Here is a 26,255-nt window from a genome sequence, read left to right as displayed (position 1 = left end):
TTCGGTGACGGACCCTGGAGCCTGTCATGCCTGCCCCCTTCTCGACGCCCGCGCGCACCGACCGCGCGCCGCACGTCGGCCTCGTCCACGCGGCGCTCGCGGTTGGCGGTTTCGCGATCGGCACGACCGAATTCGCGACGATGAGCTTGCTCCCCTATTTCGCGCGCGACCTGCACATCGACGAACCGAGCGCCGGACACGTCATCAGCGCCTATGCGCTCGGTGTCGTCGTCGGGGCGCCGCTGATCGCGATCCTGTCGGCCAAGGTCCCGCGCCGCACGCTGCTGATCGCACTGATGACGGTCTTCGCGGTCGCCAATGCGCTGTCGGCGCTCGCGCAATCTTACACAATGCTGTTGCTCGTCCGCTTTTTGAGCGGCTTGCCGCACGGAGCGTATTTCGGCGTCGCGTCGCTCGTCGCGGCGTCGCTCGTGCCCGACGAGCGGCGAACTCAAGCCGTCGGCCGAGTCATGCTCGGGCTGACCGTCGCGACGATCGTCGGCGTGCCCGCCGCGACATGGCTCGGGCAAGCATTCGGCTGGCGCTATGGCTTCGCGATCGTCGCGGTGCTTGCGTTGATCACCGCAGGTCTCGCGGTCGCGATCGTCCCGCACGACCGCCCGCAAAAAGACGCGAGCCCGTTGCGCGAACTCGGCGCGCTCCGCCGGCCGCAAGTGTGGCTGACGCTCGCGATCGGCGCGATCGGCTTTGGCGGGCTGTTCGCGGTCTACACCTATCTCACCGCGACGCTGACCCAAGTGACGCGCATCTCGCCGGCGCTTGTCCCGGTCGTCCTCGCGTCGTTCGGGATCGGGATGACGATCGGCAACCTCGTCGTACCGCGCTTCGCCGACAAGCGGCTGATGCGGACGGGCGGCGTGCTGCTGCTGTTCATGGCGCTCGTCCTTGCGCTCTACACGGTTGCCGCGCACAATTTCCTCGCGGTGACGCTCGATGTCTTTGCGATTGGGCTCGGCGGTGCCCTCGGGACGGTGCTGCAGACGCGGCTGATGGATGTCGCGGGCGACGCGCAGACACTCGCGGCGGCGCTCAACCATTCGGCCTTCAACGTCGCCAATGCCCTCGGACCATGGCTCGGCGGGATGGCGATCGCGGCCGGCTTGGGCTGGACCTCGACCGGCTGGGTCGGATGCGCGCTCGCGCTCGGTGGGTTCGCGGTGTGGTGCGCCTCTGTGCTGCTTGAAGCGAGAGGTCGTCGCGTCGTTTAGTCGGCCGGGATCGGCGCCGCGCGGCTTCGACAAGCGCCGCAGGCGTGCGTAAGAGGGGCCATGTCCAACGCCTCGACCCGCCGCATCCTTCTCGCCAGCCTGATCGGCACCTCGGTCGAGTTTTACGACTTCTACGTCTATGCGACCGCGGCCGCGCTCGTATTCGGCCCGCTGTTTTTCCCGGCGAGCGATCCCGGCGTCCAGATGATCGCATCCTATGCGAGCTTTGGCCTCGCCTTCTTCGCGCGCCCGCTTGGGGCCGCGCTGTTCGGACATTTCGGCGATCGGCTCGGTCGCAAATCGACGCTGGTTGCCTCGCTGATGCTGATGGGCGGATCGACCGTCGCGATCGCCTTCCTGCCGACCTATGCACAGATCGGCTGGATCGCGCCGCTGCTGCTGTGCATCCTGCGCTTTGGCCAAGGGCTCGGGCTCGGCGGCGAATGGGGCGGCGCCTCGCTGCTCGCGGTCGAGAATGCGCCGAAGGGTCACGAAAATCGCTGGGGCATGTTCCCGCCGCTCGGCGCGCCGATCGGCTTCATCGCGGCGAACGGCTTCTTCCTGCTGCTCGGCGCGGCGCTGACGCCCGCGCAGTTCGCCGCCTGGGGCTGGCGCGTTCCGTTCCTCGCCAGCGCAGTGCTCGTCGTTCTGGGGCTGTGGGTGCGTCTCAAGCTCACCGAAACGCCGGCATTTCGCGAGGCGGCGGCGCACGATGCGCTGCCGCCGGTGCCGATCGCCGAGCTCTTCCGCCACCATCTGCGCGCAACGCTCGCCGGGACTGGCGCGGTGATCGCCTGTTTCGCGCTGTTCTACCTGACCACCGCCTTCGCGCTGAGCTATGGCACAACGACGCTCGGTCACAGCCGCCAGGCGTTCCTCGGGATCGAGATCGGCGCGATCCTGTTCCTCGCGCTCGGTGTCATCGTCTCGTGCACGCTGGCCGACCGGACCGGGGCGCGGCCGATGCTGCGCTGGGGGTTTCTGGGGTGCGCAGTGTCGGGACTGCTGATGGGGCCGATGCTCGGTGCGACGTCCTTGTGGATCGTGTTCGCGTGGCTCGCGCTGTCGCTGTTCGCGATGGGCTTCGCTTACGGCCCGCTCGGCGGCTGGCTGCCCTCGCTGTTCGACGCGGGGGTGCGCTATACCGGCGTGTCGATCGCGTTCAATCTCGGCGGAATCCTCGGCGGCGCACTCGCCCCGATCGCGGCGCAGAAACTCGCCGAAACAGGCGGACTGAACCTGGTCGGCATCTATCTCATTGGCGCAGCCTTGCTGAGCCTTGGCGGCCTGGCGCTGCTCAAACCGGCGCATTGATCGGGCCGGACGCGCGGCCTTGGCGCGCAACTTGCCGCGCGAAACGATCGGCGGGTCGGAAGCACGCTTGACCGCCGGGCCAGCGACACCCACGGAGTCGCCAAAGCCTGCGCCGGGAGCCTTTCACGGCGGCCAGACCACGACCTTATCATCGAGACCTCTTATGTGGCCGGCGCGGCTCTTCACTTTCTCTTCCAACGACATGGCGATCGACCTCGGCACGGTGAACACACTGGTCTATCTCCGCGACAAAGGGATCGTGCTCGACGAACCCTCGGTCGTAGCGCTCGAGACGATCGATGGCGTGACCAAGCTGCGGGCGGTCGGCACCGACGCCAAGCTGATGATGGGCAAGACCCCTGAGGAGATCCGCACGATCCGCCCGATGCGCGACGGCGTGATCGCCGACATCGATGTCGCCGAACAGATGATCAAGCATTTCATGGACAAGGCGCTCGGCGGCGCGAGCCGGATGCCGCGACGCCACAAGGTCGTGATCTGCGTGCCGTCGAGCTCGACCCAGGTCGAACGTCGCGCGATCCGCCAGGCCGCAACCAATGCCGGCGCGGCCAATGTCCTGCTGATCGAAGAACCGCTCGCCGCCGCGATCGGCGCCGGCATGCCCGTTACCGAGCCGATCGGCAGCATGGTGGTCGATATCGGCGGCGGGACGACCGAAGTCGCGATCCTGTCGCTGCGCGGGCTTGCCTACAGCACGTCGGTGCGCGTCGGCGGCGACAAGATGGACGATGCGATCGCCTCGTACATCCGCCGCAAATACAACCTCATGATTGGCGAGGCGACCGCCGAGCGCGTCAAGATGACGATCGGCATGGCGCGCAAGCCCGAGAACGGCGTCGGGCTGACGATGAACGTCCGCGGGCGCGGGCTGGTCGGCGGGATCCCGACCGAGATCGAAATCAACCAGGCCGAAGTCGCCGAGGCGCTCGGCGAGCTCGTCGCGCAGATCGTCGAGGCGGTGATGAACGCGCTCGAGCAGACGCAGCCCGAGCTTGCCGCAGACATCGTCGACCACGGCATCGTGATGACCGGCGGCGGATCGCTGCTGCGCGAGCTCGATACTGTGCTCGCCGATGCGACCGGCTTGCCCGTCGTCGTTTCGGAAAACGCGCTGACGTGCGTCGTCACGGGTGCGGGCCGCGCGCTCGAGGATGCGGTGTTCAGCGGCGTGCTCAGCGAAAGCTGAACCTGCGAGGGAACCTCCACCGCGTACTTGCGCTTGGTCAAGCGCACGGGCACATCGCGCCCTCCCACGATCTGGAGCATTCTGCATGGCCGCCGACAAGATGGATATTCTGCACTCGAGCCTGCTCGACAATGATGACGAGCGCGTCGTCGAATTCATGGGCGAAGTCGATGGCGAGGAATATCAGTTCGCGGTGCAATATGCCGTGCTCGAAGCGCTGAGCGGCGACGCGCCCGAGGATGACGCGATCGAGCAGTTCAACCGCTTCGAGGATTCGATCGCCGAAGCGGGCTTGGTCGCGCTCGCGCGCAACAGCGACCAGGCGATGATCGTGATCAGCGAAAACGATCTCGAATAGCCCTTGTAGCCATGCCGGGAACGTCCCGGCATGGCGCCTCGCGAGGCGGGTCTCACGTGGATAGGCCACGAAAACCGTCGTGAGGTGTTCCGTATGGTGCCCGCTTGCTCTTGCCTGGCTGCTCGCTCTCCGTGTGGCGGGATAAGGCCCGCGCCTATCACGCCCGACGTAGCGACCCCCAAAGGGTACGTTGCCCGATCCTGCGCGATGGACCGCGTATCGCTTGGCGTTGACGATCGGTCCCGACCATCCCCGCTTCACCGCCGATGACGAGATCGACATCCCGGTGAAAACTCAGGCCTCGGTCTTCTACGGCCGCGACAAGCCCATCGCCACGGCACCCGCCAAGCGCGGGACCATGCTGATCCCCGCACGCCCTACCCAAGTCGACAGGACCCGCGTCGTGTAACGCGATTCTTCGAGCCCCCCTCCCGCTCCCCGTACCAAGGCCGGCGCGGTTGGCGCGAGTCGATCGCATAATAACGCTCCCCCGGCATAGGCCGAGGGAGCGTCTCGAAGATCGAAGAAGAATGTCCCGACGTGCCGATCAGGTGCGGCTCGCCAGTTCCTTGTTGAGCCACAGCGCGAGCAAGGTCGCCAGCGACCCCGACAACAGATACGCGCCGCCTGCGACCAGACCGAAGTGCGACGACAGGAACAGCGCGACCAGCGGCGCGAAGCCTGCACCGACCAGCCATGCGATGTCCGACGTCAGCGCAGCGCCGGTATAGCGCGATTCGCCCGTGAATTCCGAAGCGACGACGCCCGACGACTGGCCGAACGAGATGCCCAGCAAGGCGAAGCCGAGCACCATGAAGATCACTTCGCCAAGCTCGCCTGCGGCCAGCAACTGCGGCGCGAAGCCTGAGAATACGGCGATCGCCGCCGCCGACGCACCCAGCAAGGTGCGGCGCCCGATACGATCCGCGAGATACCCCGACGCCACGATCGCGACGACGCCGATCGCTGCGCCGACGACTTCGATCGCCAGGAAGCGCTCGGGATTGCTCTTGGTATAGAGGAAGACCCACGACAACGGAAACACTGTGACCATGTGGAACAAGGCAAAGCTCGCCAGCGGTGCGAACGCGCCGAGCGCGATCGTCCGCCCCTGCTTGCGGACCGTCTCGAGCACCGGCGCCGGGATCAGATCGCGGCTGGTGAACATGTCCTGATAATCCGACGTGCTGACGATGCGCAGCCGGGCGAAGAGCGCGACGACGTTGATCGCGAAGGCGACGAAGAACGGATAGCGCCAGCCCCAGTCGAGGAAATCGACAGACGACAGCGTTGCGGTGAAATATGCGAACAGCCCCGCCGCGACCATCAGGCCGAGCGGCGCGCCGAGCTGCGGTATCATCGCATACCAGCCGCGCTTGTCCTGCGGCGCATTGAGCGCCAGCAGCGACGACAGGCCATCCCAGCTCCCGCCGAGCGCCAGCCCCTGACAGATCCGCAGGAAACCGAGGACGAACGCGGCATAGACGCCGATCTCGGCATGGCCTGGCAGGAAGCCGACCGCGACGGTCGATCCGCCGAGCAGGAACAGCGCAATCGTCAGCTTGGTGCCGCGACCATATAGATGGTCGATCGCGAGGAAGATCATCGATCCGATCGGCCGTGCGACGAAGGCGAGTGCGAACAGGCCGAACGAATACAGCGTGCCCGTAAGACGGTCGACATAGGGGAAGATCATCGTCGGAAAGACGAGCACCGAAGCGATCGCATAGACGAAGAAATCGAAGAACTCGGACGTGCGCCCGATCACCACGCCGATCGCGATCTCGCCCGAGGAAACATGCTCCTGGTTGATCCGGCTGGCATCGGCCTCGATCGCGCGCGACGTCGGGGTGTGGGTGGCTTGCATCGGTGTTCGAACTCCCGGCCATGATCGCCGTTTATGGCGTTCCTCTACGCGTGCTGCAGCGCAGCGAGGATTGGACAAAATGTCCAATGGGAGGCGCCGCCATAGAGGCTTAGCTCCGCGACATGATCCGACGTCCCTCGCCCCTTCGCCCCGCAATCGCGGGCCTCGCGCTGCTAGCGCCCGCCTTGCTCGGAGGGTGCAGCACCGTCGTGCTGTCGCCCGCGGGAGATGTTGCACAGCAGCAGGGTGACCTGGTGGTCATCGCTACATTGTTGATGTTGATCATTATCGTGCCCGTTATGGCGCTGATCGCCTTTTTTGCCTGGCGGTATCGCCAGGCCAATACCGATGCACCGTACAGCCCCGAGTGGCATCATTCGACTGCGCTCGAACTGGTCATCTGGGCAGTGCCGCTGTTGATCATCATCTGCCTTGGCGCAGTAACTTGGACCAGCACGCATCTGCTCGATCCATATCGTCCGATCGGCCGGATCGACGCGACACGCCAGGTGGCGCTCAACGCCAAGCCGATCCGCGTGCAAGTCGTCGCACTCGATTGGAAATGGCTGTTCATCTATCCCGATTACGGGATCGCCACGGTCAACCAGCTGGCCGCGCCGATCGATCAGCCGATCGAGTTCGACCTGACCTCGGCCGACGTGATGAACGCGTTCTACATCCCCGATCTTGCCGGCATGATCTATGCGATGCCGAGCATGACAACGAGGCTCCATGCAGTTGCCAACAAGCCCGGCAACTATGCGGGTTTCTCGTCCAACTTCAGCGGCGACGGCTTCTCGTATATGAAGTTCCGCTTCCTTGCAGGTACGCAGAGCGACTTCGACGCCTGGGTCGCACGGGTCCGTGCGAGCGGCGCCATGCTCGACCGCGCGACCTATCTCAAGGTCGCCAAACCGAGCATGAACCATGCACCAACCTTCTATTCGGGCGTCGCGCCCGGCCTGTTCGATGCTGCCGCCAACAATTGCACCAAGCCTGGGCAAGTCTGCATGGACGCGATGATGCGCGCCGATGCGGGACCGCACAGTGGCGCGCATGCCGAAGGCCACGCCAAGAACGACGACGCGATGAAGATGTCGGCGATGCCGATGCCCGGTTCAGGGAAACCCGAAGCGGTAGAAGCAACCAAGATCACCGCCAAGAATTCCGCCCAAAGCACAGCGCGCCTTGCCGGCGCAGGTCTGCCGATGCCCGGCGACCGGAGGACCTTCTGACATGATGCCCCCCATGAGAGATGTACACCCAGTGGTCAGCCCGCTTCTCGGGCGTCTGACGCTCGATGCGTTGCCCCTTCACGAATTGCCCGTGCTGCTCGCCTTTGGCGGCGTCACGGTCGGCGGCCTCGCGCTGCTCGCGATCATCACCTACTTCAAGGCGTGGGGATGGCTGTGGCGCGACTGGTTCACCTCGGTGGACCACAAGAAGATCGGCATCATGTATGTCATCCTCGCGCTCGTCATGTTCCTGCGCGGCTTCTCCGACGCCCTCATGATGCGCGCGCAGCAGGCGATGGCGTTCGGCGACAACGCCGGGTACCTTCCGCCCGACCACTATAACCAGATCTTCACCGCGCACGGCGTGATCATGATCTTCTTCGTGGCGATGCCGCTGGTCGTCGGGCTGATGAACTTCGTCGTCCCGCTGCAGATCGGCGCGCGCGACGTGTCCTTCCCGTATCTCAACAATTTCAGCTTCTGGCTGACCGCGTCGGGTGCGATCATCACGATGATCTCGCTGTTCGTCGGCAACTACGCGCGCACCGGCTGGCTCGCGATGCCGCCGCTCTCGGGGATGGAGGCGAGCCCGGACGTCGGGGTCGACTACTATATCTGGGGGCTGCAGATCGCCGGTCTCGGCACCTTGCTCTCGGGCGTCAATCTGCTCGCGACCATCGTCAAGATGCGCGCGCCCGGCATGACGCTGTTCAAGATGCCGATCTTCGTGTGGACTGCGCTTTGCACCAACACGCTGATCGTCGCCGCCTTCCCGGTGCTGACCGCCGTGCTCGCGATCCTGTCGCTCGACCGTCTGCTCGGGATGCAGTTCTTCACCAACGGCCTCGGCGGCAACCCGATGATGTACGTCAACCTCATCTGGATCTGGGGTCACCCGGAGGTCTACATCCTCATCCTGCCGGCGTTCGGCATCTATTCCGAGGTCGTCGCGACTTTCTCGCAGAAGCGCCTCTTCGGCTACACGTCGATGGTCTATGCGACGATCGTCATCACGATCCTCGCCTACCTCGTCTGGCTCCACCACTTCTTCACGATGGGTTCGGGCGCGAGCGTCAACTCGTTCTTCGCGATCACCACGATGATCATCTCGATCCCGACGGGTGCGAAGATCTTCAACTGGCTGTTCACGATGTACCACGGCCGCATCCGCTATGAGCTGCCGATGATGTGGACGGTCGCCTTCATGTTGACCTTCACGATCGGCGGGATGACCGGCGTGTTGCTCGCCGTGCCGCCAGCCGATTTCGTGCTGCACAACTCGCTGTTCCTGGTGGCGCATTTCCACAATGTCATCATCGGCGGTACGCTGTTCGGCATGTTCGCGGGCATCAACTTCTGGTGGCCCAAGGCGTTCGGCTTCAAGCTCGACCGGGTATGGGGCAAGCGCTCGTTCTGGTTGTGGGTCGTCGGTTTCTGGACCGCCTTCGCACCGCTCTACGTGCTCGGCCTGATGGGCGTGACGCGCCGCTTGAGCCACTTCGACGATGCCTCGTACCAGCCCTACTTCATCGTCGCGGCGATCGGCGCGGCCATGATCGCGGGTGGCATCGGCTGCATGGCGATCCAGTTCTTCGTCAGCATCCGCGATCGCAACACCGAGCGGCTGCGCGACCTGACTGGCGATCCGTGGGATGGCCGCACGCTCGAATGGTCGACCTCGTCGCCGCCGCCAGACTACAACTTCGCGTTCACCCCGATCGTCTATGACAATGATGCGTTCTGGGACATGAAGACGCGCGGCTTCGAGCGTCCGACGGCAGGCTTCAAGGCGATCCACATGCCAAAGAACGCCGCCGCCGGCGTCATCATCGGCCTGATCAGCGTTGGCTTCGGCTTTGCAATGATCTGGTACATCTGGTGGCTGGCGATTGCTTCGCTGGTAGCGATGCTCGGCGTCTCGATTTGGCATTCGTTCAACTACAAGCGCGATTTCCACATCCCCGTGGAGGACGTGATCCGCACCGAGGACGAGCGCACGCGTCTCCTCGCAGCGCAGAAGGTTGTGGCATGAGCACCGAACTGACCCACGAACAGATCACCGGCGGCGGGAAGCCGGTGTTCTTCGACTTCGACGAGCACGACCATCCCGAGGGCGGCAGCACGATGCTGGGCTTCTGGATGTACCTGATGAGCGATTGCCTCATCTTTGCGGTGCTGTTCGCTTGCTACGGGGTGCTTGGGCACGGCTATGGCGGCGGGAAGGGCCCGAAGGAGCTGTTCGAACTCCCGCTGGTCGCGTTCAACACCGCGATGCTGCTGTTCTCGTCGCTGACGTACGGCATCGCCATGTTGACGATGGAGAAAGGCAGCGTTCGCCAGGTGCAGTTCTGGCTGGTCGTCACCGGCCTGTTCGGCCTGACCTTCCTCGGCGTCGAGATGTACGAGTTCAGCAACTTGATCGCGGAGGGCAATGGCCCGTCGCGCAGCGCGTTCCTCTCGGCCTTCTTCACGCTGGTCGGCACGCACGGCTTTCACGTCACCTGCGGCTTGATCTGGCTGACCACGCTCGTCATCCAGATCGGGACGCATGGCCTTGGCCAGGCCAATCGCCGCCGCCTGCAGTGCCTCAGCATGTTCTGGCACTTCCTCGACGTCATCTGGATCGGTGTCTTCACCATCGTCTATCTCATGGGAGTGCTCGGATGAGCGCCGATACGCACAGCGCACACGCGCCCGAATACGACGCCGGCGCCGGCGGCTACCATGACGCGCATGGCGACGACATGCCGCACGGCTCGATGCGCGATTACGTCATCGGCTTCATACTCTCGGTCATCCTGACGGCGATCCCGTTCGCGCTGGTCATGACCGGGGCACTCGATCACACATGGACCGCGATCCTGGTGCTCGGCTCCGCGCTGATCCAAGTGTTCGTCCACATGATCTACTTCCTGCACATGAAGACGAGCAACGAAGGTGGCTGGTCGTTCATCGCGCTCCTGTTCACGCTGATCGTCATCGTCATAACGCTGTCGGGATCGATCTGGGTGATGTATCACATGAACGCCAACATGATGCCGATGAGCCCCGCCATGTCGTCCGAGACGATGAGCCAGCAATGAGACGGTCCCCCGCGACGATGGCTGCGCTGCTGGTCGTCGCGGGGGTTTTGTGTGCCGGGCTGATCGGGCTCGGTATCTGGCAGATCCAGCGGCTCAGTTGGAAACTCGCGCTGATCGCATCGGTCGAACAGCGCGTCCACGCCGCCCCAATCCCCGCACCCGGCCCCGACCGTTGGGCCACGATCAGCGCGACGCCGGACGGCTATCGTCATGTCCGCGTCGCCGGTCGCTACCGCGATGACGCGACGGTGTTCGTTCAAGCGGTGACCGAACGCGGTCCCGGTTTCTGGGCGATGACCCCGCTCGTCTCCGATCGCGGCTTCACCGTTCTCATCAACCGCGGCTTCGTGGCGGATCGCCGTACGCCGGCGGGCGGCGTTGCGAGCGTTGGCGGGCTGCTGCGCCCGAGCGAGCCCGGCGGCGGCTTCTTGCGCAGCAACGACCCAGCAGCAAACCGCTGGTATTCGCGCGACGTGGCGGCGATTGCGGCTGCGCGGCGACTTGGTCCGGTTGCGCCCTATTTCATCGATGCCGAAGCAGGACCGCCGGGACGCGTGCCGGTCGGCGGGCTGACCGTCATCCGCTTTTCGAACAATCATCTCGTCTACGCGCTCACCTGGTTCGCGCTCGCGGTGATGGTTGCCGGTGCCGCAGCGATGCTCGTGCGCAGCCAGCGGCGCGACGCTACATGAGCGCCCCGCTCCCGCCGCTCGATACGACCGGGCGCGACAATCTGCGGCAATTGATCAATTTGCGCTGGCTCGCGGTCGGTGGCCAGTTCGCGACGATCCTGGTTGCGCAATTCCTCATGGGTCTGACGCTGCCGCTGGCGCCGATGCTGCTGGTCGTCGGCGGGCTGGTCCTGCTCAACGTCGTCAGCATTACGCAACTGCCGCGCCGCGTCGCGATCTCGAATGGCGAACTCTTCGCCAGCCTGTTGCTCGACGTCGGCGCGCTAACCGCCCTGCTCTATCAAAGCGGCGGCGCGACCAACCCGTTCATCGCGCTGTATCTCGTCCAAATCGTGCTCGGCGCGATCCTGCTCGAGGCGTGGTCGAGTTGGGCGCTGGTCGCGGTGACGATCGCCGCCTTCGCCCTGCTCGCCGAGGTGCATATGCCGCTGCTCTTGCCGCAGCGCTTCTCCTACGACTGGAGCGATCTGTATGCGCTCGGTTCGCTGATCTGCTTCGTGCTGATCGCGGTGCTGATCGTCGGCTTCGTCACGCGGATCAACCGAAACCTGCGGATGCGCGACGCGCGGCTCGCGACGATGCGCCAGCAGGCTGCCGAGGAGGATCATATCGTCCGCATGGGCCTGCTCGCGACCGGCGCGGCGCATGAGCTCGGGACGCCGCTCGCCTCGCTCTCGGTGATCGTCAACGATTGGGGGCATTCCCCGGCGTTGCGTGCACAGCCGGGCCTCGCCGAGGAGATCGAGGACATGCGCGTCGCGCTGACCCGCTGCAAGACGATCGTCACCGGCATCCTGATGGCGGCGGGTGAAGCGCGGGGCGAGCATCCGACGATCACCAGCGTCCATCGCTTCTGCGACGAAGTCGTCGCCGAATGGCGCGTGCAGAATTCGGACGACGCGATCGTCTTCCGCAACCGCTTCGGCAACGATCGTGCGATCGTCGCCGATACCGCGGTCAAGCAGATGATCTGGAATTTGCTCGACAATGCCAAGGAAGCGTCGGGCCAGCCGATCACGCTCGAGGTCGCGCGCGACGGGCCGTCGCTGCTCTTCGCGGTGAGCGATACCGGCCCGGGCTTCGCGCCCGAGATGCTTGCCAATATCGGCAAGCCGTATCACTCGACGCGCGACCGGCTCGGCAGTGGGCTGGGGCTGTTCCTCGTCGTCAACGCAATGCGCAAGCTCGGCGGGTCGGTCGAAGCGCGCAATCGCCCGAGTGGCGGCGCGGTCGTCACGTTGACCTTGCCGCTCTCGGCACTGGAGTGGGATGGCGTATGAGCGAGAAGCATCTGTTGATCGTCGAGGACGACGGCGCGTTCGCCCGCACGCTGCGCCGCTCGTTCGAGCGCCGCGGGTATTTGGTCGAGGTCGCTGCCGACCAGGGAGCCGTGACGAGCGCGCTTGCCGAGCGCACCCCCGATTTCGCGGTGGTCGATCTCAAGCTCGGCGCGACCTCGGGGTTGGCGTGCGTCCAGGCGATCCACGCGCATGACGCGACGACGCGGATCGTCGTGCTGACGGGCTATGCGAGCATCGCGACCGCGGTCCAGGCGATCAAGCTCGGCGCGACCAACTATCTCGCCAAGCCGTCGAACACCGACGATATCGAGGCGGCGTTCGGTCAGACCGACGGCGCGGCGGCGGGCAATGTCGACACCCCGCTGACCAACCGCCCGACCTCGATCAAGACGCTCGAGTGGGAACATATCCACCAGACGCTTGCGGCGAACGATTTCAACATCTCCGAGACGGCGCGCCAGCTCGGAATGCACCGCCGCACACTCGCGCGGAAGCTCGAGAAGCAGACCGTCAAATAACCTTGCCCATTGTGGGCGGCGTGCGGCCAAACGCGCATCCGTGCGTTGCAGCGATCGTCTTACCCGGAGTGTTTCATGCCAGGCCCAAAACTGTTCGAGCCGATCGCCATCGGCGGTCTCGCGCTGCGCAATCGCATCGTGATCGCCCCGATGTGCCAATATTCCGCAGTCGATGGTGCGATGACCGATTGGCATTTGATCCACCTTGGCCAGCTGGCGCTCTCGGGCGCTGGCCTGCTGACGATCGAAGCCAGCGCGGTGCTGCCCGAGGGGCGGATCAGCTATGGCGACGTCGGGCTGTGGAATGACGCGACCGAGGCCGCGCTTGCGGGCGTCATCGCCAGCGTCCGGCGGCATTCCGACATGCCGATCGCGATTCAGCTGTCGCATGCCGGCCGCAAGGCATCGACCGACCTGCCGTGGCACGGCGGCAAGCAGATCGCGCCATCGGCGCCGAACGGCTGGCAGACCGAAGCGCCGTCGGCCGCCGCCTTCGCGGAGGGCGAGAACCCCCCGCTCGCACTCGATCGTGACGGCCTTGCCCGGATTCGCGATGCCTTTGCCGCATCCGCCACGCGCGCGGCCCGGCTCGGGATCGAATTGATCCAGCTCCATGCCGCGCACGGCTATCTGCTCCACCAATTCCTCTCGCCGCTGTCGAACCACCGCGATGACGACTATGGCGGCAGCCTCGAGAACCGGCTGCGCTTTCCGCTCGAAGTGTTCGATGCGGTGCGGGCGGCCTTCCCCGCCGACAAGCCCGTCACGATGCGCGTCTCTGGGACCGACTGGGTCGAGGGTGGTTGGGGCGTGGATGGCACGATCGCCTTCGCACGGGCGCTCGAGGCGCGCGGGTGCGCGGCGATCCACGTGTCGAGCGGTGGGCTCGATCCGCGCCAGGCGATCCCGGTCGGCCCCAACTATCAGGTCCCGCTCGCGCGTGCGGTCAAACAGGCGGTGACGATCCCCGTCGTCGCGGTCGGTCTCATCACCGAGTTCGAACAGGCCGAGGCGATCATCGGCACAGGCGATGCCGACATGATCGCGCTGGCGCGGACGATCCTCTACGATCCGCGCTGGCCATGGCATGCCGCGGCGCATCTCGGCGCGCGCGTCGCCGCGCCAAACCAATATCTGCGCTCGCAGCCGCGCCAGCACAGTCGCTTGTTCGACCTGACGGACTGATCGGGCGCAGGCGTCGCCGACCTGCCCCCGACCTCTACTCGAACGTGGCGGCTGGCCGTTACGCCGCCGCGCTCATCGCGCTGCCGATCATCGCCGCGACCATATTGCCTTCGATCGGGCGGCTGAAGAGATACCCCTGAATGCTGCTGCACCCCTGCCCGCGCAGCTCGCTCAGTTGGTCGCGGTCTTCCACACCCTCGGCGGTCGTCTCCATGTGGAGCGCGGTCGCCAGGTCGACGATCGCGCGAACGATCGCCGCCGCGCTGCGGTCCTCGGCGACCGCGTCGACAAAACTCTTGTCGATCTTGATCTTGTCGAACGGGAAACTGCGCAGATAGCTGAGCGACGAATAGCCGGTCCCGAAATCGTCGAGCGCGATCCGCACGCCCATCGCGCGCAATTTGTGGAGCAGCGTGACGACGGTCGTCTCACCATCGAGAAACACCGATTCGGTGATCTCGATCTCGAGCCGGTCGGGGGAGAGCCCGCTATGGCTCAGCGCCTGGAAGATGACGCTCGGGAAGCTCGAATTGCGAAATTGCAGCGGCGAGACATTGACCGCGACGCGGACATGCGCCGGCCAGGCAGTCGCTTGACGACACGCCTCCTGCATCACCCAATCGCCGATCGCGATGATCAGGCCGGTCTCCTCGGCAACCGAAATGAACTCGATCGGCGGGACGTTGCCGCGCGTCGGATGCTCCCAGCGCAACAACGCCTCGAAGCCGCCGATCCGATCGCGCTTGAGATCGAAGATTGGCTGGAAGTTGAGCCGGAACTGGCCACTCTGGATCGCTTCGCGCAAGTCGAGCTCGAGCGCACGCCGCTTGCGCGCTGCGGCATCGAGCGCGGGCTCGAAGAAGCGAAATACTCCGCGGCCGTCCTGCTTGGCACGATACAGCGCGAGGTCGGCATTCTTGAGCAACGCGTCGCTGTCGGCGCCGTCGTTCGGGCTGATCGCGATGCCGATGCTGGCCCCGGTAGCGATCTGATGCCCATCGACGAGCAACGGGCTGCGCATCTCATCGAGGATCGCCTGCGCCAAAGCGCGCGGGCGATCGACATCGTCATGATCGGCGAGGATGATCGCGAACTCGTCGCCGCCAAGCCGCGCGACGACTGCATCGCTGGCGATACGCGACAGGATGTCGCCCATCTGACGGAGCAAAGCGTCGCCGATCGGGTGGCCGAGCGAATCGTTGATCCCCTTGAACCCGTCGAGATCGAGGCACAGCAAGGTCGTGCGCTGTCCGCGTTTGAGCGAACGCTGCAATTCGGACTCGAGCTGCTGGCAGAAATAGGTGCGGTTTGGCAGGCTGGTCAGCGTGTCATGGAACGCGAGATGCGTGATGCGATGCTCCCGCTCGACGATACCCGCCGACATCCGATTGAAGCTCTGCGCGAGCCGCCCGACCTCGTCGTCGCTCTCGACCAGCAGTTCGGTGCGCGTGCCTTCCTCGAGCGCGCGCGCGGCCGCATCGAGCGCTGCGATCGGACGGGCGATCCCGTTCGCCAAGCGGCGGCTGCCGAGCAGGACGAGCAGCAGCCCCATCACGCCGGCGAGCGCGATACCGATCTCCATCGTGCGATACGCCGCCATCGCCGCTGCCCACGGATAGCTCAGCAACAGGACCGCGCTCGGCTTGCCCGCCGGCCCGAGCAACGGCTTGGCGAGCGCCAGCGCATCGCCATCGGGCAGGGCCAGAAACGCCGGCTCGCTGCGCCCGCCGATTGCGGTCGCGACGAATGCGTCGAGCGCCCGCGACCCGGTAACGTCGCTCGATACGCCGTGCCACGATCCCTTCGCATCGCGTGTCAGGATCGTCGCGGCGAGCGGGATAGCGGACAGATGCTGCAACGCCGCCATCTCGGCGCGATCGAGCGGAAGCGCGAACGTGACCCAACCGATTTCATTCGGGGCGAGGACCGGTGCGACGATGAGCCGGAATGCGCCGGTTCGCGTGGCGATGACCGCCTCGGTCCGGCCGCGCGCGAGGGTGGTCGGCACGCTCGCGATCGCACGCCGAACGTCACCCGAGCCAGTACCGAAAACTTGCCCCTGAAGATCTACGAAGAATGCCTGCGGCACGTCGGCGCGCGTGCGCAACGACGCGAGGGCAGACTCGATCGTCGGCCGATCGCCGCTCGCGACCGCCGAGCGGAAGCCGAAATCGCGCGTCAACACCGACGCGCTGTCCATAAGCGCGTGCGCGCGCATCGCCCAAATACGATCGTAGACGCTGCCGCTCGTCCGCAACTCGGCGCGGACCGCGTCGCGGGCCTGCCCCCAGATCACGAGCTGCCCGACGATTGCGACAACGAGCAGGCTGGCTGCGAACAGCACGCCATATTGCACCGCGAGCCGCGTGCGCAGATGCCGGAAGCGCCACCGCGGCAGGGCCCGTACGGTCATCTCAGCGCCCGCGAATGGTGTAGGTGGTGGTGTACCCGGTCGCAGTCACCGTGGCCGATTGAGCCAGCATATTGTCGGGCGCGCGGATTGATGGATGCCACACGCGGATCGTAGCGCCCCCAACCGGGACGTCCGCGATCGTCGCATGCCCCTTCGCATCCGATTGCACAGCATAAGGCGTTTCGACGACGATGATCGACCCGTTCATCGCATCGTGGATATTACAGCCGAGGGCGACGACTCCGGGCTTGTCGAAGACGACGGAGCGAGTCTCGTCCTTGCCGTACAGCTTTAAGTCGAACTTGCGCGCCTTCGAGAAGGAATAGACGTGGTGGCGCACCTTGTCGCGATTGGGAAAGCTGACCGTCGCCCCGACCGGCACGATCAGCACGTGCGGGACGAACGCGATATTCTGCTGCGCCATCTCGTACGGACCGCCCGGCTTCATCGCGCCGGCCGGTTTGCGGGGGGTATCGACAAGCACCACCGCACCGGCGAGCGGTTTGCCATCGGCGCCGATCACGTCGACCGAAACGGTCGCGGCGAAGGCCGGAAACGAACATGCGAGCGCCGCGGCCGCTCGGGTGAATCGCATAACATGGATTAACATCACACCCGGCTAAGCCGGAAAGGTGGCGAAAACGTAAAATACGTATTTACGGAACCCTAAGGGTCTTTCCCTAGGCAACAGGCCGCGCCTGCACTTCAGGCGGCGCGGGTGGGCGTATCATGTTTCGACACTTTCAGGCTCTGGTCGTTTGCGTGCTCGCCTTGCTGTGCGCGTCTCCCGGCTTCGCCGGCGAATTGCGCCAGGGCGGCAAGTTGATGCTGACGAGCGGGGTCTCGACCGTCGAGGGATCGGCCGGCGGCGGACTGGCGACTTGGGCGCTGATTGCCGGCAATGAGACCGATGCCGGGATCGGCGGCAGCGCGCATGCGACCATCGTCGCGCTGCCCGATTTCGACCTGAAGAGCGTCGGCGGCGCGATCGGCCTGCACAATCGCGTTGAATTTTCCTACGCGCACCAGAGCTTCGACACGCGCCAAGCGGGCGCGACGCTCGGGCTCGGGCGCAACTTCACGTTTGGCCAGGACGTGTTCGGTGCAAAACTGCGCGTGATCGGCGATGCGGTTTATGACCAAGACCGCGTGCTGCCGCAAATCTCGATCGGCGTGCAGTATCACCGCGCCGCCAAGAGCCCGATCATCGCGGCGGTCGGCGGCAAGCACGCGCAGGGCACCGATTTCCTGCTGTCGGCGAGCAAGGTCGTGCTCGCGCGCAGTCTCGTTCTCGGCGCGACGGTTCGCTTCACCAAGGCCAATCAGTTCGGGCTGCTCGGTTTTGGCGGCGACCGGAGCGATGCCTATCACGCCGAATTCGAAGGGTCGGCTGGTCTGCTCGTCTCGCGCCGCCTGCTGCTTGGCGCCGAGATTCGCACCAAGCCCGACAATCTCGGTTTCGCGCGCGAGCGCAAAGCCGTGGATGCCTTTGCGGCGTGGCAATTCGAGCGCCACCTGACGGTGACTGCCGCCTATGCCGATCTCGGCAGTATCGCGACCTTCAAGCGCCAGCGCGGCGCATTCCTTTCGCTCCAGGCGAGCTTTTGAGATAGGCGCGTTTCCATGGTACTTCTTGCTCTCGCGCTCGCGCTTCAGACCACGCCGCCTGGCGAGGATCCCGTCGATCCCTATCCGCACAGCAACGCCAATGCCGGAGCGACGCCGTTCAAGGGCAGCGCGATGCTCGTCGCGTTCCACGGGCGCGCAGGCGTGGACCGGATCGCCGACGATCTCGTCACCCGCATCAAGATCGACCCGCGAATCGCCGATATCCTCAAAGGCCAGGACGAGGTGCGGTTGCGGCGGCTGCTCAAGGAGCAATTCTGTTACATCCTCAACGGCGGCTGCGGTTATAGTGGACGCACGATGCGCGAAGGCCACAAGAATCTCGGACTGCAGACCGCCGACGTCGGTGCCCTCGTCGAGGATCTCCAGGCGGCGATGCGCAAGGAAGGCGTGCCCTTCGCCGCGCAGAATCGCTTTCTCGCCAAGCTCGCGCCGATCAAGCGCGATGCGGTTGAACGCTAGGTTCGCTGACGCGTCCGCACGTGTGACAGGTCTGGACGTCGCGGGCAGAATGCCTATATACCGACCGGTATGAATAGCGTTTGCTCCCCCTCGGCGCCGAAAGGCAGGCCGCGTGAGTTCGACATTGACGAGGCACTGGGCCAGGCTTTGCTGGTGTTCTGGCGCAACGGCTATGAGGCTGCGTCGATGACCGAGCTGACCAGTGCGATGGGCATCACCAAGCCAAGCCTGTACGCTGCGTTCGGCAATAAGGAGCAGCTGTTCCACAAGGCGCTCGACCTCTATGAGCGCGAAAAGCTGGCCTATATGACGTCGGCGCTCGAAGCACCGACGGCGCGCGGTGTCGCCGAACGCTTGCTGCGCGGATCGCTCGAAATGCAGATGAGCACGTGCGATCCCAAGGGTTGCCTCGGGGTGATCAGCGCCGCGACCTGCGGCGCCGAGGCCGAACCGATCAAGGCCGAGGTCGTCAAGCGGCGCGCCTCGTCCGAGGCAGCGCTGGTCAAGCGCTTCGCCGAGGCACAGGCCGCGGGCGAATTCCCCGAAGGCATGACGCCCGAGGCGCTGACCCGCTTCCTCTTCGCGATCCTGCAAGGCCTCGCGCTGCAAGGCGGATCGGGCGCGACCTGCGCTGAGCTTTCGCAACTCGTCGAGACCAGCATGGCGGTTTGGCCGACCCAATAAAAACTTGTCGATAAATATTCGGACCGGTACAGAATACCGTTGACGCACTCCTTTGGCGCTTTATATACCGAACGGTACTGAAGCTGGATCCTAACGCGGAACCGGTAGCGGCAAAAGGGTCTGTACCCATGACCAACACGATCACCTGACTGAAGGGTCCGTCGGTAATGCCGCGGGCCTTTTCTACACTTTCCAAAGCTTGATCAGCAGAAAGCATGTGCTTCCTGGCATGATTTCTCACGCCCATCGCGCGGCTACCGCAGACGAAGCCTCGTCTGCGTAGGGTGCTGCTCGTCTGTCCGCCAAAAACCCAAGAGGGGGATTTTCCATGGCCTATCTCGACCTCGACAATATGTTCGCAGCGCCCGTCACCAGCCGCAGCCAGACGCCTGCCACCGCTGGGCTTGCCGGGTTCTCGGCGCTCGAATGGAGCGTCATTGCGCTGGCGCAACGCGATACGCTCGGCAGCCTTACCACCCCCGGCCGCCTGGCGCGCGCGCTTGGCGGCGTGTTCGGGCGCGGCACCGCATCGCGGCTCGCCGATCCGAAGCTGGAAGCGCTCCGCCGCGTGGCGGTGCACGCCCGGCATCGCGGTTTCGCCCTGCCAACGGCTGAAATCGCGCATTTCCATTCGGTTGGCTTCAGCGAGGCGCAACTCGAGACGCTCATCACCAGCGTGACCGGAATGCGCGTCGGCCGTACCGACCGGAGGATCTTCGCATGAACATGATCGCACCGATCGATACGACGCAGGAGCTTCGGACTGAATCCGACATATCCAAACCAAAGCGTTGGACGCGCTGGCAAAAGCGCGCGGCGGTGCTGGTGCCGATCGCGGTCGCCGGGGTCGTCGGCGTCAAGCTGTTCGACCATTCCGACGCGGTCGCAGCGCTTCCGCCGCCCGCCGCCGTGACCATCGCCACGCCGTTGGTGCGCCAGGTCAGCGAGTGGGACGACTATGTCGGCCGCTTCGCGCCTAGCCGTAGCGTCGAGGTTCGCCCACGCGTCGCGGGTGAAGTGACCGGGGTGCATTTCCACGACGGCGATGTCGTCCGCCAGGGCCAATTGCTCTTCACGATCGACTCCCGCCCCTTCGCCGCCGCGCTCGCCGAAGCACGCGCCAACGAGGCCAGTGCGCAAAGCGCGCTGGTGCTGGCGCGCACCGATCTCGGCCGCGCGACGCGGCTGATCGCCGACGATGCGGTTTCGGCCGGCGAAGTCGATGCACTGCGCGGAAAGCTGCAGGCGGCGCAAGCCGGCCTCGCGGCGGCGCAAGCCCGCGTCCGGGCGCGCGCGCTCGATGTGTCCTTCACGCAGATCCGGGCACCGATCGGCGGACGCATCTCGGATCGCCGCGTCGATGCGGGCAATCAGGTCGCCGGCGGCGAAGGCACCGGCGGCACTGTGCTGACGACGATCAACGCGCTCGACCCGATCTACTTCACCTTCGACGGTTCGGAGGCGTTGTTCCTCAAGACGCAACGCAACCGCCAGCCGGGTGCCGCTGCGCCTGCGGTCGAGATCCAGTTGCAGGACGAGACGAGCCATCGCTGGAAGGGCAAGCTCGACTTCACCGACAACGGGCTCGACACGCATTCGGGCACGATCCGCGGGCGTGCGGTGCTCGCCAATCCGGGGCTGTTCCTGACGCCGGGGATGTTCGGCAACATGCGGCTCGCCAGCGCCGGGACCAGGCCCGCTTTGCTCGTCCCCGACGATGCGGTGCAGACCGACCAGGCGCGCAAGGTCCTGCTCACGGTCGATGGCAACAATGTCGTGACCGCCAAGCCGGTCGTGCTCGGCGCGGTGGTCGACGGGATGCGCGTGATCCGATCGGGCGTGGGCCCGCAGGATCGCATCATCATCAAGGGCACGCAGATGGCGATGCCGGGTGCCAAGGTTGCGCCCACGGTTGGCAAGATCGCGGTTTCGGCGGATGCATCTGCGCCGACCGCGCAGCCAATCGCGGGCGAAGCGACGCTGAGCCGGTAATGCCCCTACTCGTCACCCTCGCGAAGGCGAGGGTCCCGCTTCTTCTCCTACGACGGGGCAAGGCAGCGGGATTCCCGCCTTCGCGCGGATGACGGGAGTGGCGTCTGTCCGGACCCAATAGCCGATCGATTCATCATTGCCGTTCGTCGCTTCGGCGTCCGCTCTTGGACGCTGCCCGGTGACGTGCGCGCTTCTTCTAGGGACACTGTCCATGCGCTTCTCGCGCTTCTTCATCACCCGGCCGATCTTCGCCGGGGTCATCGCGGTGGTCATCACCATCGTGGGTCTGATTGCCTATTTCACCCTGCCCGTGTCGCAATATCCCGATATCGTGCCCCCCACGGTGACGGTCAGCGCGGTCTATCCGGGCGCTTCGGCCGAAACGGTCGCGGAAACCGTCGCCGCGCCGATCGAGCAGGAAATCAACGGCGTCGACAACATGCTGTACCAGTCGTCGCAATCGACCGGCGACGGCAAGGTGACGATCACCGTCACCTTCAAGATCGGCACCAATCTCGATGCCGCGCAGGTGCTCGTGCAAAACCGCGTCGCGGTCGCGGTCCCGCGGCTACCCGAGGACGTGCAGCGCCTTGGCGTGGTGACGCGCAAGACCAGCCCGGACTTCCTGATGGTCGTCAACCTGATCTCGCCCGACAATTCGCTCGATCGCGGCTACATCTCCAATTACGCGCTCACCCAGGTCCGCGATCGCCTCAGCCGCATCGATGGCGTCGGTGACGTGCAACTGTTCGGCGCGCGCGACTATTCGATGCGCGTCTGGATCGACCCCGGCCGTGCCGCCGCGCTCGACCTGACCGCAGGCGAAATCGTCGCGGCACTCCGCGCCCAGAACGTCCAGGTCGCGGCGGGCACGCTCGGCCAGCCGCCCTACGCCACTGGCAACGCGTTCCAGCTCAACGTCGAGACGCAGGGCCGCCTCACCGACCCCAAGCAGTTCGCCGACGTGGTGATCCGCACCGACAAGGATGGCCGCCAGGTCAAGGTCTCGGACGTCGCGCGGGTCGAGCTCGGTGCGCAGGACTACGGCGCCAACACCTATCTCAGCGGCAAGCCGACGGTCATCGCGGCGGTCTTCCAGCGCCCCGGCTCGAACGCGCTCGCCGCCGCACAATCCGTCTCGGCCGAGATGGAGACGATGTCGAAGAAGTTCCCCAAGGGGCTCGCCTATCGCGTAATCTACAACCCGACCGAATTCATCGCCCAGTCGATCGACGCGGTGAAGCATACGCTGATCGAGGCGATGATCCTCGTCGTGCTCGTCATCCTCGTCTTCCTGCAGAAATGGCGCGCCGCGATCATCCCGATCGTCGCGATCCCGGTCTCGCTGATCGGTACTTTCGCCGTGCTCGCGGCGGTCGGTTACTCGCTCAACAACCTCTCGCTGTTCGGTCTGGTGCTCGCGATCGGCATCGTCGTCGATGACGCGATCGTCGTGGTCGAGAATGTCGAGCGCAACCTCGAGCACGGCCTTTCCCCGCTCGAGGCGGCGCGCAAGTCGATGGACGAAGTGTCGGGCGCGCTCGTCGCGATCGTGCTCGTGCTCTGCGCGGTGTTCATCCCGACCGTGTTCCTCACCGGCCTGTCGGGCGCCTTCTACCGCCAGTTCGCGGTGACGATCTCGACTGCGACGATCATCTCGCTGCTGCTCTCGCTGACACTGTCGCCCGCGCTCGCGGCGATGCTGCTCAAGCCGCATGGACCGGCGGATTCGGGCAACCGCGCCGCGCGGCTGGTGCGCCGCGCGGGCGACGCCTTCAACCGCGGCTTCGAGCGGATGAGCGAGGCCTATGGCCGCATGACGCTGCGCCTCGTCAGCGCGCCGCGGAAAATGATGCTGGCGTATGGCGCGCTGATCGCGCTGACCGCCGTCGTCTTCACCGTCACGCCGTCGGGCTTCGTGCCAGCACAGGATCAGGGCTACTTCCTGACGATCATCCAGCTGCCGCCGGGCTCGGCGGTCGATCGCACCGATGCGGTGATGCAGAAGGTCGCTAAGCGTATCCTGCCGCTCGCCGGGGTCAAGGGCGCGGTGATGCTCGCGGGCTTCGACGGCCCGTCGCAGACGCTCGCGCCCAACAGCGCGGCCGCCTACATCCCGCTCAAGAGCTTTGAGGAACGGCGCAAGCTCGGCGTTACGCTCGCCTCGATCATGGGCGAGGCGCAGAAGGCGACTGCCGACATCAACGAGGCACGCCTGCTGATCGTCCCGCCGCCGCTGATCCAAGGCATCGGCTCGGCGGGCGGCTACCGCCTGATGGTGCAGGACCTGCAGGGGCATGGCTATCAGGAGATGGGCAAGACCGCCTACGGCCTGATCGGCCAGGCGAACCAGACCAAGGGGCTGGCGCAGGTCTATACCTTCTTCGACACCGCCACCCCGCGCATCTTCGCCGATGTCGATCGCACCAAGGCGAACATGCTGGGTGTGCCACCCGAGCGCGTGTTCGAGGCGCTGCAGGTCTATCTCGGGTCGGCGTTCGTCAACGACTTCAACCTGCTCGGCCGCACCTACCGCGTCACCGCCCAGGCCGACGCGCCGTTCCGCAACACCACTGCCGATATCGCCAACCTCAAGACGCGGTCGAACACCGGGCAGATGGTGCCGATCGGATCGGTCTCGACCTTCCGCGACAAGACCGGACCGTATCGCGTCGTGCGCTACAATCTGTTCCCGGCGGTCGAGGTCGATGGCGATACCGCCAAGGGGAGTTCGTCGGGCCAGTCGCTCGTCGCAATGGAGAAGCTCGCCGATACCGCATTGCCGACGGGGTACGCGCATGAATGGACCGGCATCGCCTTCCAGCAGAAATCGGCGGGCAGCACGGCGGGGCTCGTCTTCGGGATGGCGGTGCTGTTCGTCTTCCTCGTGCTCGCCGCACAATATGAGAGCCTGACGCTGCCGCTCGCGATCATCCTGATCGTGCCGATGTGCCTGTTGGCAGCCATGACCGGGGTGAATCTGCGCGGGATGGACAATAATGTCCTGACGCAGATCGGCCTCGTCGTGCTGATCGCGCTTGCCGCCAAGAACGCGATCCTCGTGGTCGAGTTCGCCAAGCAGGCCGAGGAGGAAGACGGCCTGTCGCCGGTCGAGGCGGCAGTCCGCGCGGCGAAGGACCGGTTGCGCCCGATCCTGATGACGAGCTTCGCCTTCATCCTCGGCGCGGTGCCGCTGGTGATCGCCGAGGGGGCTGGCGCCGAACTCCGCCAGGCGCTCGGCACGGCGGTGTTCTTCGGGATGATCGGTGTGACCGGCTTCGGCCTGCTCTTCACCCCCACCTTCTACGTCGTCGCGCGCGCGCTGGCGAAGCGGCTCGAACGCCGCCGCCCCGCCCCGCACGCGACCCATGGCCCCGCTGCCGCGCCCACGCTGCAGCCAGCCGAATAGGAACGATGATGAAAGCCGTCCTGCTCACCAGCCTCTCCGCGCTCGCGCTTTCCGCCTGCGCCGCTGGCCCCACTTACGTCGCCCCCCTGCCCCCACCGAGCGCCGCGGCGCCGTTCGTCACGACCAATGCCGCGACGGTCACCAGCGATGCCGAGCTGAACTGGTGGCGGATGTACCGCGATCCCGTCCTCGACGGGCTCGTCGCCGATGCGCTCGCGGCGAACACCGATCTGCGCGTCGCGGTCGCGCGGCTCGACACCGCCCGCGCCTCGCTGCGCGGCGCCAAGACCGACCGCGAACCGCAGGTGAATGCCGGCGCGAGCGGCACTTACGCACGGTCGTCGCAACTCCAGAGCCTGCCCGGCTTGGCACGCGAGCGCGCCACCTACGACGTCGGCCTCGACGTCAGCTACGAGCTCGACCTCTCGGGCCGAGTCCGACGCAACGTCGAGGCGGCACGCGGGGATGTCGGCGCGGCGCAGGCCGATGCCGATGCGGTGCGCGTCTCGATTGTTGCCGCCACGACGCGCGCTTATGTCGATGCCGCCTCCTCGGCCGAGCGGCTCGCGGTCGCGCGGCGGATCGTCGACCTCCTCGAAAAGTCGACGATGCTGACCGGCAAGCGCGTCGACGCCGGGCGCGCGACCAAGCTCGACCAGGTCCGCATCGCCGCGCTGCGTGACCAGCGCGCCGCGCTCGTCCCGCAGATCGAGAGCGAGCGGCAAGCCGCGCTGTTCCGCCTGGCGACGCTCACCGGTCGAACGCCGCGCGACCTCCCCGCCAGCGCCAGCGCGCGCAGCACGACGCCGCGGCTCGACCAGCCGATCCCGATCGGCGACGGGGCGGCTTTGCTCGCCCGCCGCCCCGACGTTCGCGCCGCCGAGCGCCGCCTTGCCGCGTCGACCGCGCGGATCGGGGTGCAGACATCGCAACTCTATCCGCAGATCTCGCTCGGTGCCTCGATCGGCTCGACCGCGACCACCGTCAGCGACATCTTCACCGGCGGCCCGGTGCGCTGGCTGCTTGGGCCATTGCTCAACTGGTCGCTCAACCAGTCGGCGGCGCGCGCCCGGATCGCCGGGGCGAAGGCCGAGACGCGCGGCGCCCTCGCGACCTTCGACGGCAGCGTGCTGAGCGCGCTCGAGGAGACCGAGACCGCGCTGTCGACCTACGCCCGCGAACTCGACCGCCGCACGCAGTTGCAGTCGGCGCGCAACAATGCCGCGACCGCCGCGCGGATCACCCGCGCGCGCCAACGCGAGGGGACGATCGATTTCCTCGAAGTGCTCGATGCCGAACGCACCTTCGCCGACAGCGACGCCGAACTGGCCACCGCCGACGCGCGGATCGCCGATGCGCAGATCGATCTGTTCCGCGCGCTGGGGGGTGGATGGCAGGCCCGACAAAGCTGATCGTGCAGGGCGCGGCGGCGGCCGATCGAGGGGCCATCGGCGGCGCGTCGACCCACACGGACGCGCTCCTAACGGCTAAGCCAGGGCCGCGCCGCACAACCGACGAACCGCTGGCGCGGTCGGCCAACGCCCCGCCGGCCGGTCCGAACCAAAATTCGGCCCGGCTTGGACCCAAAGCGGTTTCGTTTCGTTGCCGTCGCATTCCGTCCTCAAGGGTTGCGAACGCGCCATGCATCATTACTTAGCACGCTAATGATGTCCGAACGAT

Annotated in this window: 23 protein-coding genes; 20 read left to right on the top strand and 3 right to left on the bottom strand. The window is 65.9% G+C overall.

Annotation, left to right across the window (positions count from 1 at the left end; translation table 11 throughout):
• Positions 1-26 precede the first annotated feature (26 nt).
• From ACP7C5_RS06685 to ACP7C5_RS06665, 5 genes are all read left to right on the top strand, one after another.
• Complete coding sequence (locus tag ACP7C5_RS06685; RefSeq protein WP_426263629.1) at positions 27-1,229, top strand: MFS transporter; 1,203 nt, start codon at positions 27-29, stop codon at positions 1,227-1,229.
• Positions 1,230-1,289: 60 nt separating this feature from the next.
• Entirely contained in the window at positions 1,290-2,543 is a 1,254-nt protein-coding gene (locus ACP7C5_RS06680; RefSeq protein WP_426263628.1) for an MFS transporter, read from the top strand.
• Between the two features lie 163 nt (positions 2,544-2,706).
• On the top strand, positions 2,707-3,750 hold the full coding sequence (locus tag ACP7C5_RS06675) for a rod shape-determining protein (RefSeq protein WP_133188393.1): 1,044 nt from the start codon (positions 2,707-2,709) through the stop codon (positions 3,748-3,750).
• A gap of 85 nt (positions 3,751-3,835) precedes the next feature.
• Entirely contained in the window at positions 3,836-4,108 is a 273-nt protein-coding gene (locus ACP7C5_RS06670; RefSeq protein WP_010186626.1) for a DUF1488 family protein, read from the top strand.
• 190 nt (positions 4,109-4,298) lie between these two features.
• Positions 4,299-4,517, top strand: a complete 219-nt coding sequence (locus ACP7C5_RS06665; RefSeq protein WP_189674787.1) for a hypothetical protein — start codon at positions 4,299-4,301, stop codon at positions 4,515-4,517.
• A gap of 138 nt (positions 4,518-4,655) precedes the next feature.
• Here ACP7C5_RS06665 and ACP7C5_RS06660 read toward each other — a convergent pair whose 3' ends face one another.
• Positions 4,656-5,975, bottom strand: a complete 1,320-nt coding sequence (locus ACP7C5_RS06660) for an MFS transporter (protein WP_133188395.1) — start codon at positions 5,973-5,975, stop codon at positions 4,656-4,658.
• A gap of 122 nt (positions 5,976-6,097) precedes the next feature.
• On the opposite strand from ACP7C5_RS06660, the gene cyoA reads away from it, so the two are divergent.
• From cyoA to ACP7C5_RS06620, 8 genes are all read left to right on the top strand, one after another.
• On the top strand, positions 6,098-7,210 hold the full coding sequence (gene cyoA, locus ACP7C5_RS06655; RefSeq protein WP_426263627.1) for a ubiquinol oxidase subunit II: 1,113 nt from the start codon (positions 6,098-6,100) through the stop codon (positions 7,208-7,210).
• 13 nt (positions 7,211-7,223) lie between these two features.
• On the top strand, positions 7,224-9,242 hold the full coding sequence (gene cyoB, locus ACP7C5_RS06650; protein ID WP_133188399.1) for a cytochrome o ubiquinol oxidase subunit I: 2,019 nt from the start codon (positions 7,224-7,226) through the stop codon (positions 9,240-9,242).
• A complete protein-coding gene (gene cyoC / locus ACP7C5_RS06645) occupies positions 9,239-9,877 on the top strand; it encodes a cytochrome o ubiquinol oxidase subunit III (protein ID WP_133188401.1) in 639 nt (212 codons plus the stop codon). Before cyoB ends, cyoC begins: the two co-directional genes overlap by 4 nt.
• Entirely contained in the window at positions 9,874-10,293 is a 420-nt protein-coding gene (gene cyoD / locus ACP7C5_RS06640) for a cytochrome o ubiquinol oxidase subunit IV (protein WP_133188403.1), read from the top strand. The genes cyoC and cyoD overlap by 4 nt, the downstream gene beginning before the upstream one ends.
• Complete coding sequence (locus ACP7C5_RS06635; RefSeq protein WP_426263626.1) at positions 10,290-10,985, top strand: SURF1 family protein; 696 nt, start codon at positions 10,290-10,292, stop codon at positions 10,983-10,985. The genes cyoD and ACP7C5_RS06635 overlap by 4 nt, the downstream gene beginning before the upstream one ends.
• A complete protein-coding gene (locus ACP7C5_RS06630) occupies positions 10,982-12,265 on the top strand; it encodes an ATP-binding protein (protein WP_426263625.1) in 1,284 nt (427 codons plus the stop codon). The genes ACP7C5_RS06635 and ACP7C5_RS06630 overlap by 4 nt, the downstream gene beginning before the upstream one ends.
• On the top strand, positions 12,262-12,804 hold the full coding sequence (locus ACP7C5_RS06625; protein ID WP_426263624.1) for a response regulator transcription factor: 543 nt from the start codon (positions 12,262-12,264) through the stop codon (positions 12,802-12,804). Before ACP7C5_RS06630 ends, ACP7C5_RS06625 begins: the two co-directional genes overlap by 4 nt.
• Before the next feature lie 75 nt (positions 12,805-12,879).
• A complete protein-coding gene (locus ACP7C5_RS06620) occupies positions 12,880-13,989 on the top strand; it encodes an NADH:flavin oxidoreductase/NADH oxidase (protein ID WP_426263623.1) in 1,110 nt (369 codons plus the stop codon).
• A 58-nt stretch (positions 13,990-14,047) separates the two neighbouring features.
• Here ACP7C5_RS06620 and ACP7C5_RS06615 read toward each other — a convergent pair whose 3' ends face one another.
• Both ACP7C5_RS06615 and ACP7C5_RS06610 read right to left on the bottom strand, forming a co-directional pair.
• On the bottom strand, positions 14,048-16,402 hold the full coding sequence (locus ACP7C5_RS06615) for a putative bifunctional diguanylate cyclase/phosphodiesterase (protein ID WP_426263622.1): 2,355 nt from the start codon (positions 16,400-16,402) through the stop codon (positions 14,048-14,050).
• 1 nt (position 16,403) lies between these two features.
• Positions 16,404-17,012 carry a methylamine utilization protein gene (locus ACP7C5_RS06610; RefSeq protein WP_426263621.1) on the bottom strand — a complete coding sequence of 203 codons (609 nt, stop codon included), beginning with the start codon at positions 17,010-17,012 and terminating at the stop codon, positions 16,404-16,406.
• 119 nt (positions 17,013-17,131) lie between these two features.
• Between ACP7C5_RS06610 and ACP7C5_RS06605 the strand changes: the two genes are divergently transcribed.
• From ACP7C5_RS06605 to ACP7C5_RS06575, 7 genes are all read left to right on the top strand, one after another.
• Positions 17,132-18,010, top strand: coding sequence for a DUF3034 family protein (locus ACP7C5_RS06605; protein WP_426263620.1), 879 nt, complete (start codon positions 17,132-17,134; stop codon positions 18,008-18,010).
• Positions 18,011-18,025: 15 nt separating this feature from the next.
• A complete protein-coding gene (locus ACP7C5_RS06600; protein ID WP_426263619.1) occupies positions 18,026-18,490 on the top strand; it encodes a group I truncated hemoglobin in 465 nt (154 codons plus the stop codon).
• Between the two features lie 69 nt (positions 18,491-18,559).
• Positions 18,560-19,174 carry a TetR/AcrR family transcriptional regulator gene (locus ACP7C5_RS06595; protein ID WP_133188415.1) on the top strand — a complete coding sequence of 205 codons (615 nt, stop codon included), beginning with the start codon at positions 18,560-18,562 and terminating at the stop codon, positions 19,172-19,174.
• Between the two features lie 328 nt (positions 19,175-19,502).
• Positions 19,503-19,898 carry a hypothetical protein gene (locus tag ACP7C5_RS06590; RefSeq protein WP_426263618.1) on the top strand — a complete coding sequence of 132 codons (396 nt, stop codon included), beginning with the start codon at positions 19,503-19,505 and terminating at the stop codon, positions 19,896-19,898.
• Positions 19,895-21,166, top strand: coding sequence for an efflux RND transporter periplasmic adaptor subunit (locus ACP7C5_RS06585; protein ID WP_426263617.1), 1,272 nt, complete (start codon positions 19,895-19,897; stop codon positions 21,164-21,166). Before ACP7C5_RS06590 ends, ACP7C5_RS06585 begins: the two co-directional genes overlap by 4 nt.
• Positions 21,167-21,377: 211 nt before the next feature.
• On the top strand, positions 21,378-24,575 hold the full coding sequence (locus ACP7C5_RS06580; RefSeq protein WP_426263616.1) for an efflux RND transporter permease subunit: 3,198 nt from the start codon (positions 21,378-21,380) through the stop codon (positions 24,573-24,575).
• Between the two features lie 8 nt (positions 24,576-24,583).
• Positions 24,584-25,987, top strand: a complete 1,404-nt coding sequence (locus ACP7C5_RS06575) for an efflux transporter outer membrane subunit (RefSeq protein WP_426263615.1) — start codon at positions 24,584-24,586, stop codon at positions 25,985-25,987.
• Positions 25,988-26,255: the final 268 nt, after the last annotated feature.

The organism is Sphingomonas sp. PWP1-2 (genome assembly GCF_049898305.1).
GTDB classification, from domain to species: Bacteria; Pseudomonadota; Alphaproteobacteria; order Sphingomonadales; family Sphingomonadaceae; genus Sphingomonas; species Sphingomonas glacialis.
This window is presented reverse-complemented; position numbering and strand designations above follow the sequence as displayed.

Coding starts and splice junctions, on each gene's coding strand:
- ACP7C5_RS06685 (WP_426263629.1), top strand. CDS start 27: ATGCCTGCCCCCTTCTCGACGCCCGCGCGCACCGACCGCGCGCCGCAC.
- ACP7C5_RS06680 (WP_426263628.1), top strand. CDS start 1,290: ATGTCCAACGCCTCGACCCGCCGCATCCTTCTCGCCAGCCTGATCGGC.
- ACP7C5_RS06675 (WP_133188393.1), top strand. CDS start 2,707: ATGTGGCCGGCGCGGCTCTTCACTTTCTCTTCCAACGACATGGCGATC.
- ACP7C5_RS06670 (WP_010186626.1), top strand. CDS start 3,836: ATGGCCGCCGACAAGATGGATATTCTGCACTCGAGCCTGCTCGACAAT.
- ACP7C5_RS06660 (WP_133188395.1), bottom strand. CDS start 5,975: ATGCAAGCCACCCACACCCCGACGTCGCGCGCGATCGAGGCCGATGCC.
- cyoA (WP_426263627.1), top strand. CDS start 6,098: ATGATCCGACGTCCCTCGCCCCTTCGCCCCGCAATCGCGGGCCTCGCG.
- cyoB (WP_133188399.1), top strand. CDS start 7,224: ATGAGAGATGTACACCCAGTGGTCAGCCCGCTTCTCGGGCGTCTGACG.
- cyoC (WP_133188401.1), top strand. CDS start 9,239: ATGAGCACCGAACTGACCCACGAACAGATCACCGGCGGCGGGAAGCCG.
- cyoD (WP_133188403.1), top strand. CDS start 9,874: ATGAGCGCCGATACGCACAGCGCACACGCGCCCGAATACGACGCCGGC.
- ACP7C5_RS06635 (WP_426263626.1), top strand. CDS start 10,290: ATGAGACGGTCCCCCGCGACGATGGCTGCGCTGCTGGTCGTCGCGGGG.
- ACP7C5_RS06630 (WP_426263625.1), top strand. CDS start 10,982: ATGAGCGCCCCGCTCCCGCCGCTCGATACGACCGGGCGCGACAATCTG.
- ACP7C5_RS06625 (WP_426263624.1), top strand. CDS start 12,262: ATGAGCGAGAAGCATCTGTTGATCGTCGAGGACGACGGCGCGTTCGCC.
- ACP7C5_RS06620 (WP_426263623.1), top strand. CDS start 12,880: ATGCCAGGCCCAAAACTGTTCGAGCCGATCGCCATCGGCGGTCTCGCG.
- ACP7C5_RS06615 (WP_426263622.1), bottom strand. CDS start 16,402: ATGACCGTACGGGCCCTGCCGCGGTGGCGCTTCCGGCATCTGCGCACG.
- ACP7C5_RS06610 (WP_426263621.1), bottom strand. CDS start 17,012: ATGTTAATCCATGTTATGCGATTCACCCGAGCGGCCGCGGCGCTCGCA.
- ACP7C5_RS06605 (WP_426263620.1), top strand. CDS start 17,132: ATGTTTCGACACTTTCAGGCTCTGGTCGTTTGCGTGCTCGCCTTGCTG.
- ACP7C5_RS06600 (WP_426263619.1), top strand. CDS start 18,026: ATGGTACTTCTTGCTCTCGCGCTCGCGCTTCAGACCACGCCGCCTGGC.
- ACP7C5_RS06595 (WP_133188415.1), top strand. CDS start 18,560: ATGAATAGCGTTTGCTCCCCCTCGGCGCCGAAAGGCAGGCCGCGTGAG.
- ACP7C5_RS06590 (WP_426263618.1), top strand. CDS start 19,503: ATGGCCTATCTCGACCTCGACAATATGTTCGCAGCGCCCGTCACCAGC.
- ACP7C5_RS06585 (WP_426263617.1), top strand. CDS start 19,895: ATGAACATGATCGCACCGATCGATACGACGCAGGAGCTTCGGACTGAA.
- ACP7C5_RS06580 (WP_426263616.1), top strand. CDS start 21,378: ATGCGCTTCTCGCGCTTCTTCATCACCCGGCCGATCTTCGCCGGGGTC.
- ACP7C5_RS06575 (WP_426263615.1), top strand. CDS start 24,584: ATGAAAGCCGTCCTGCTCACCAGCCTCTCCGCGCTCGCGCTTTCCGCC.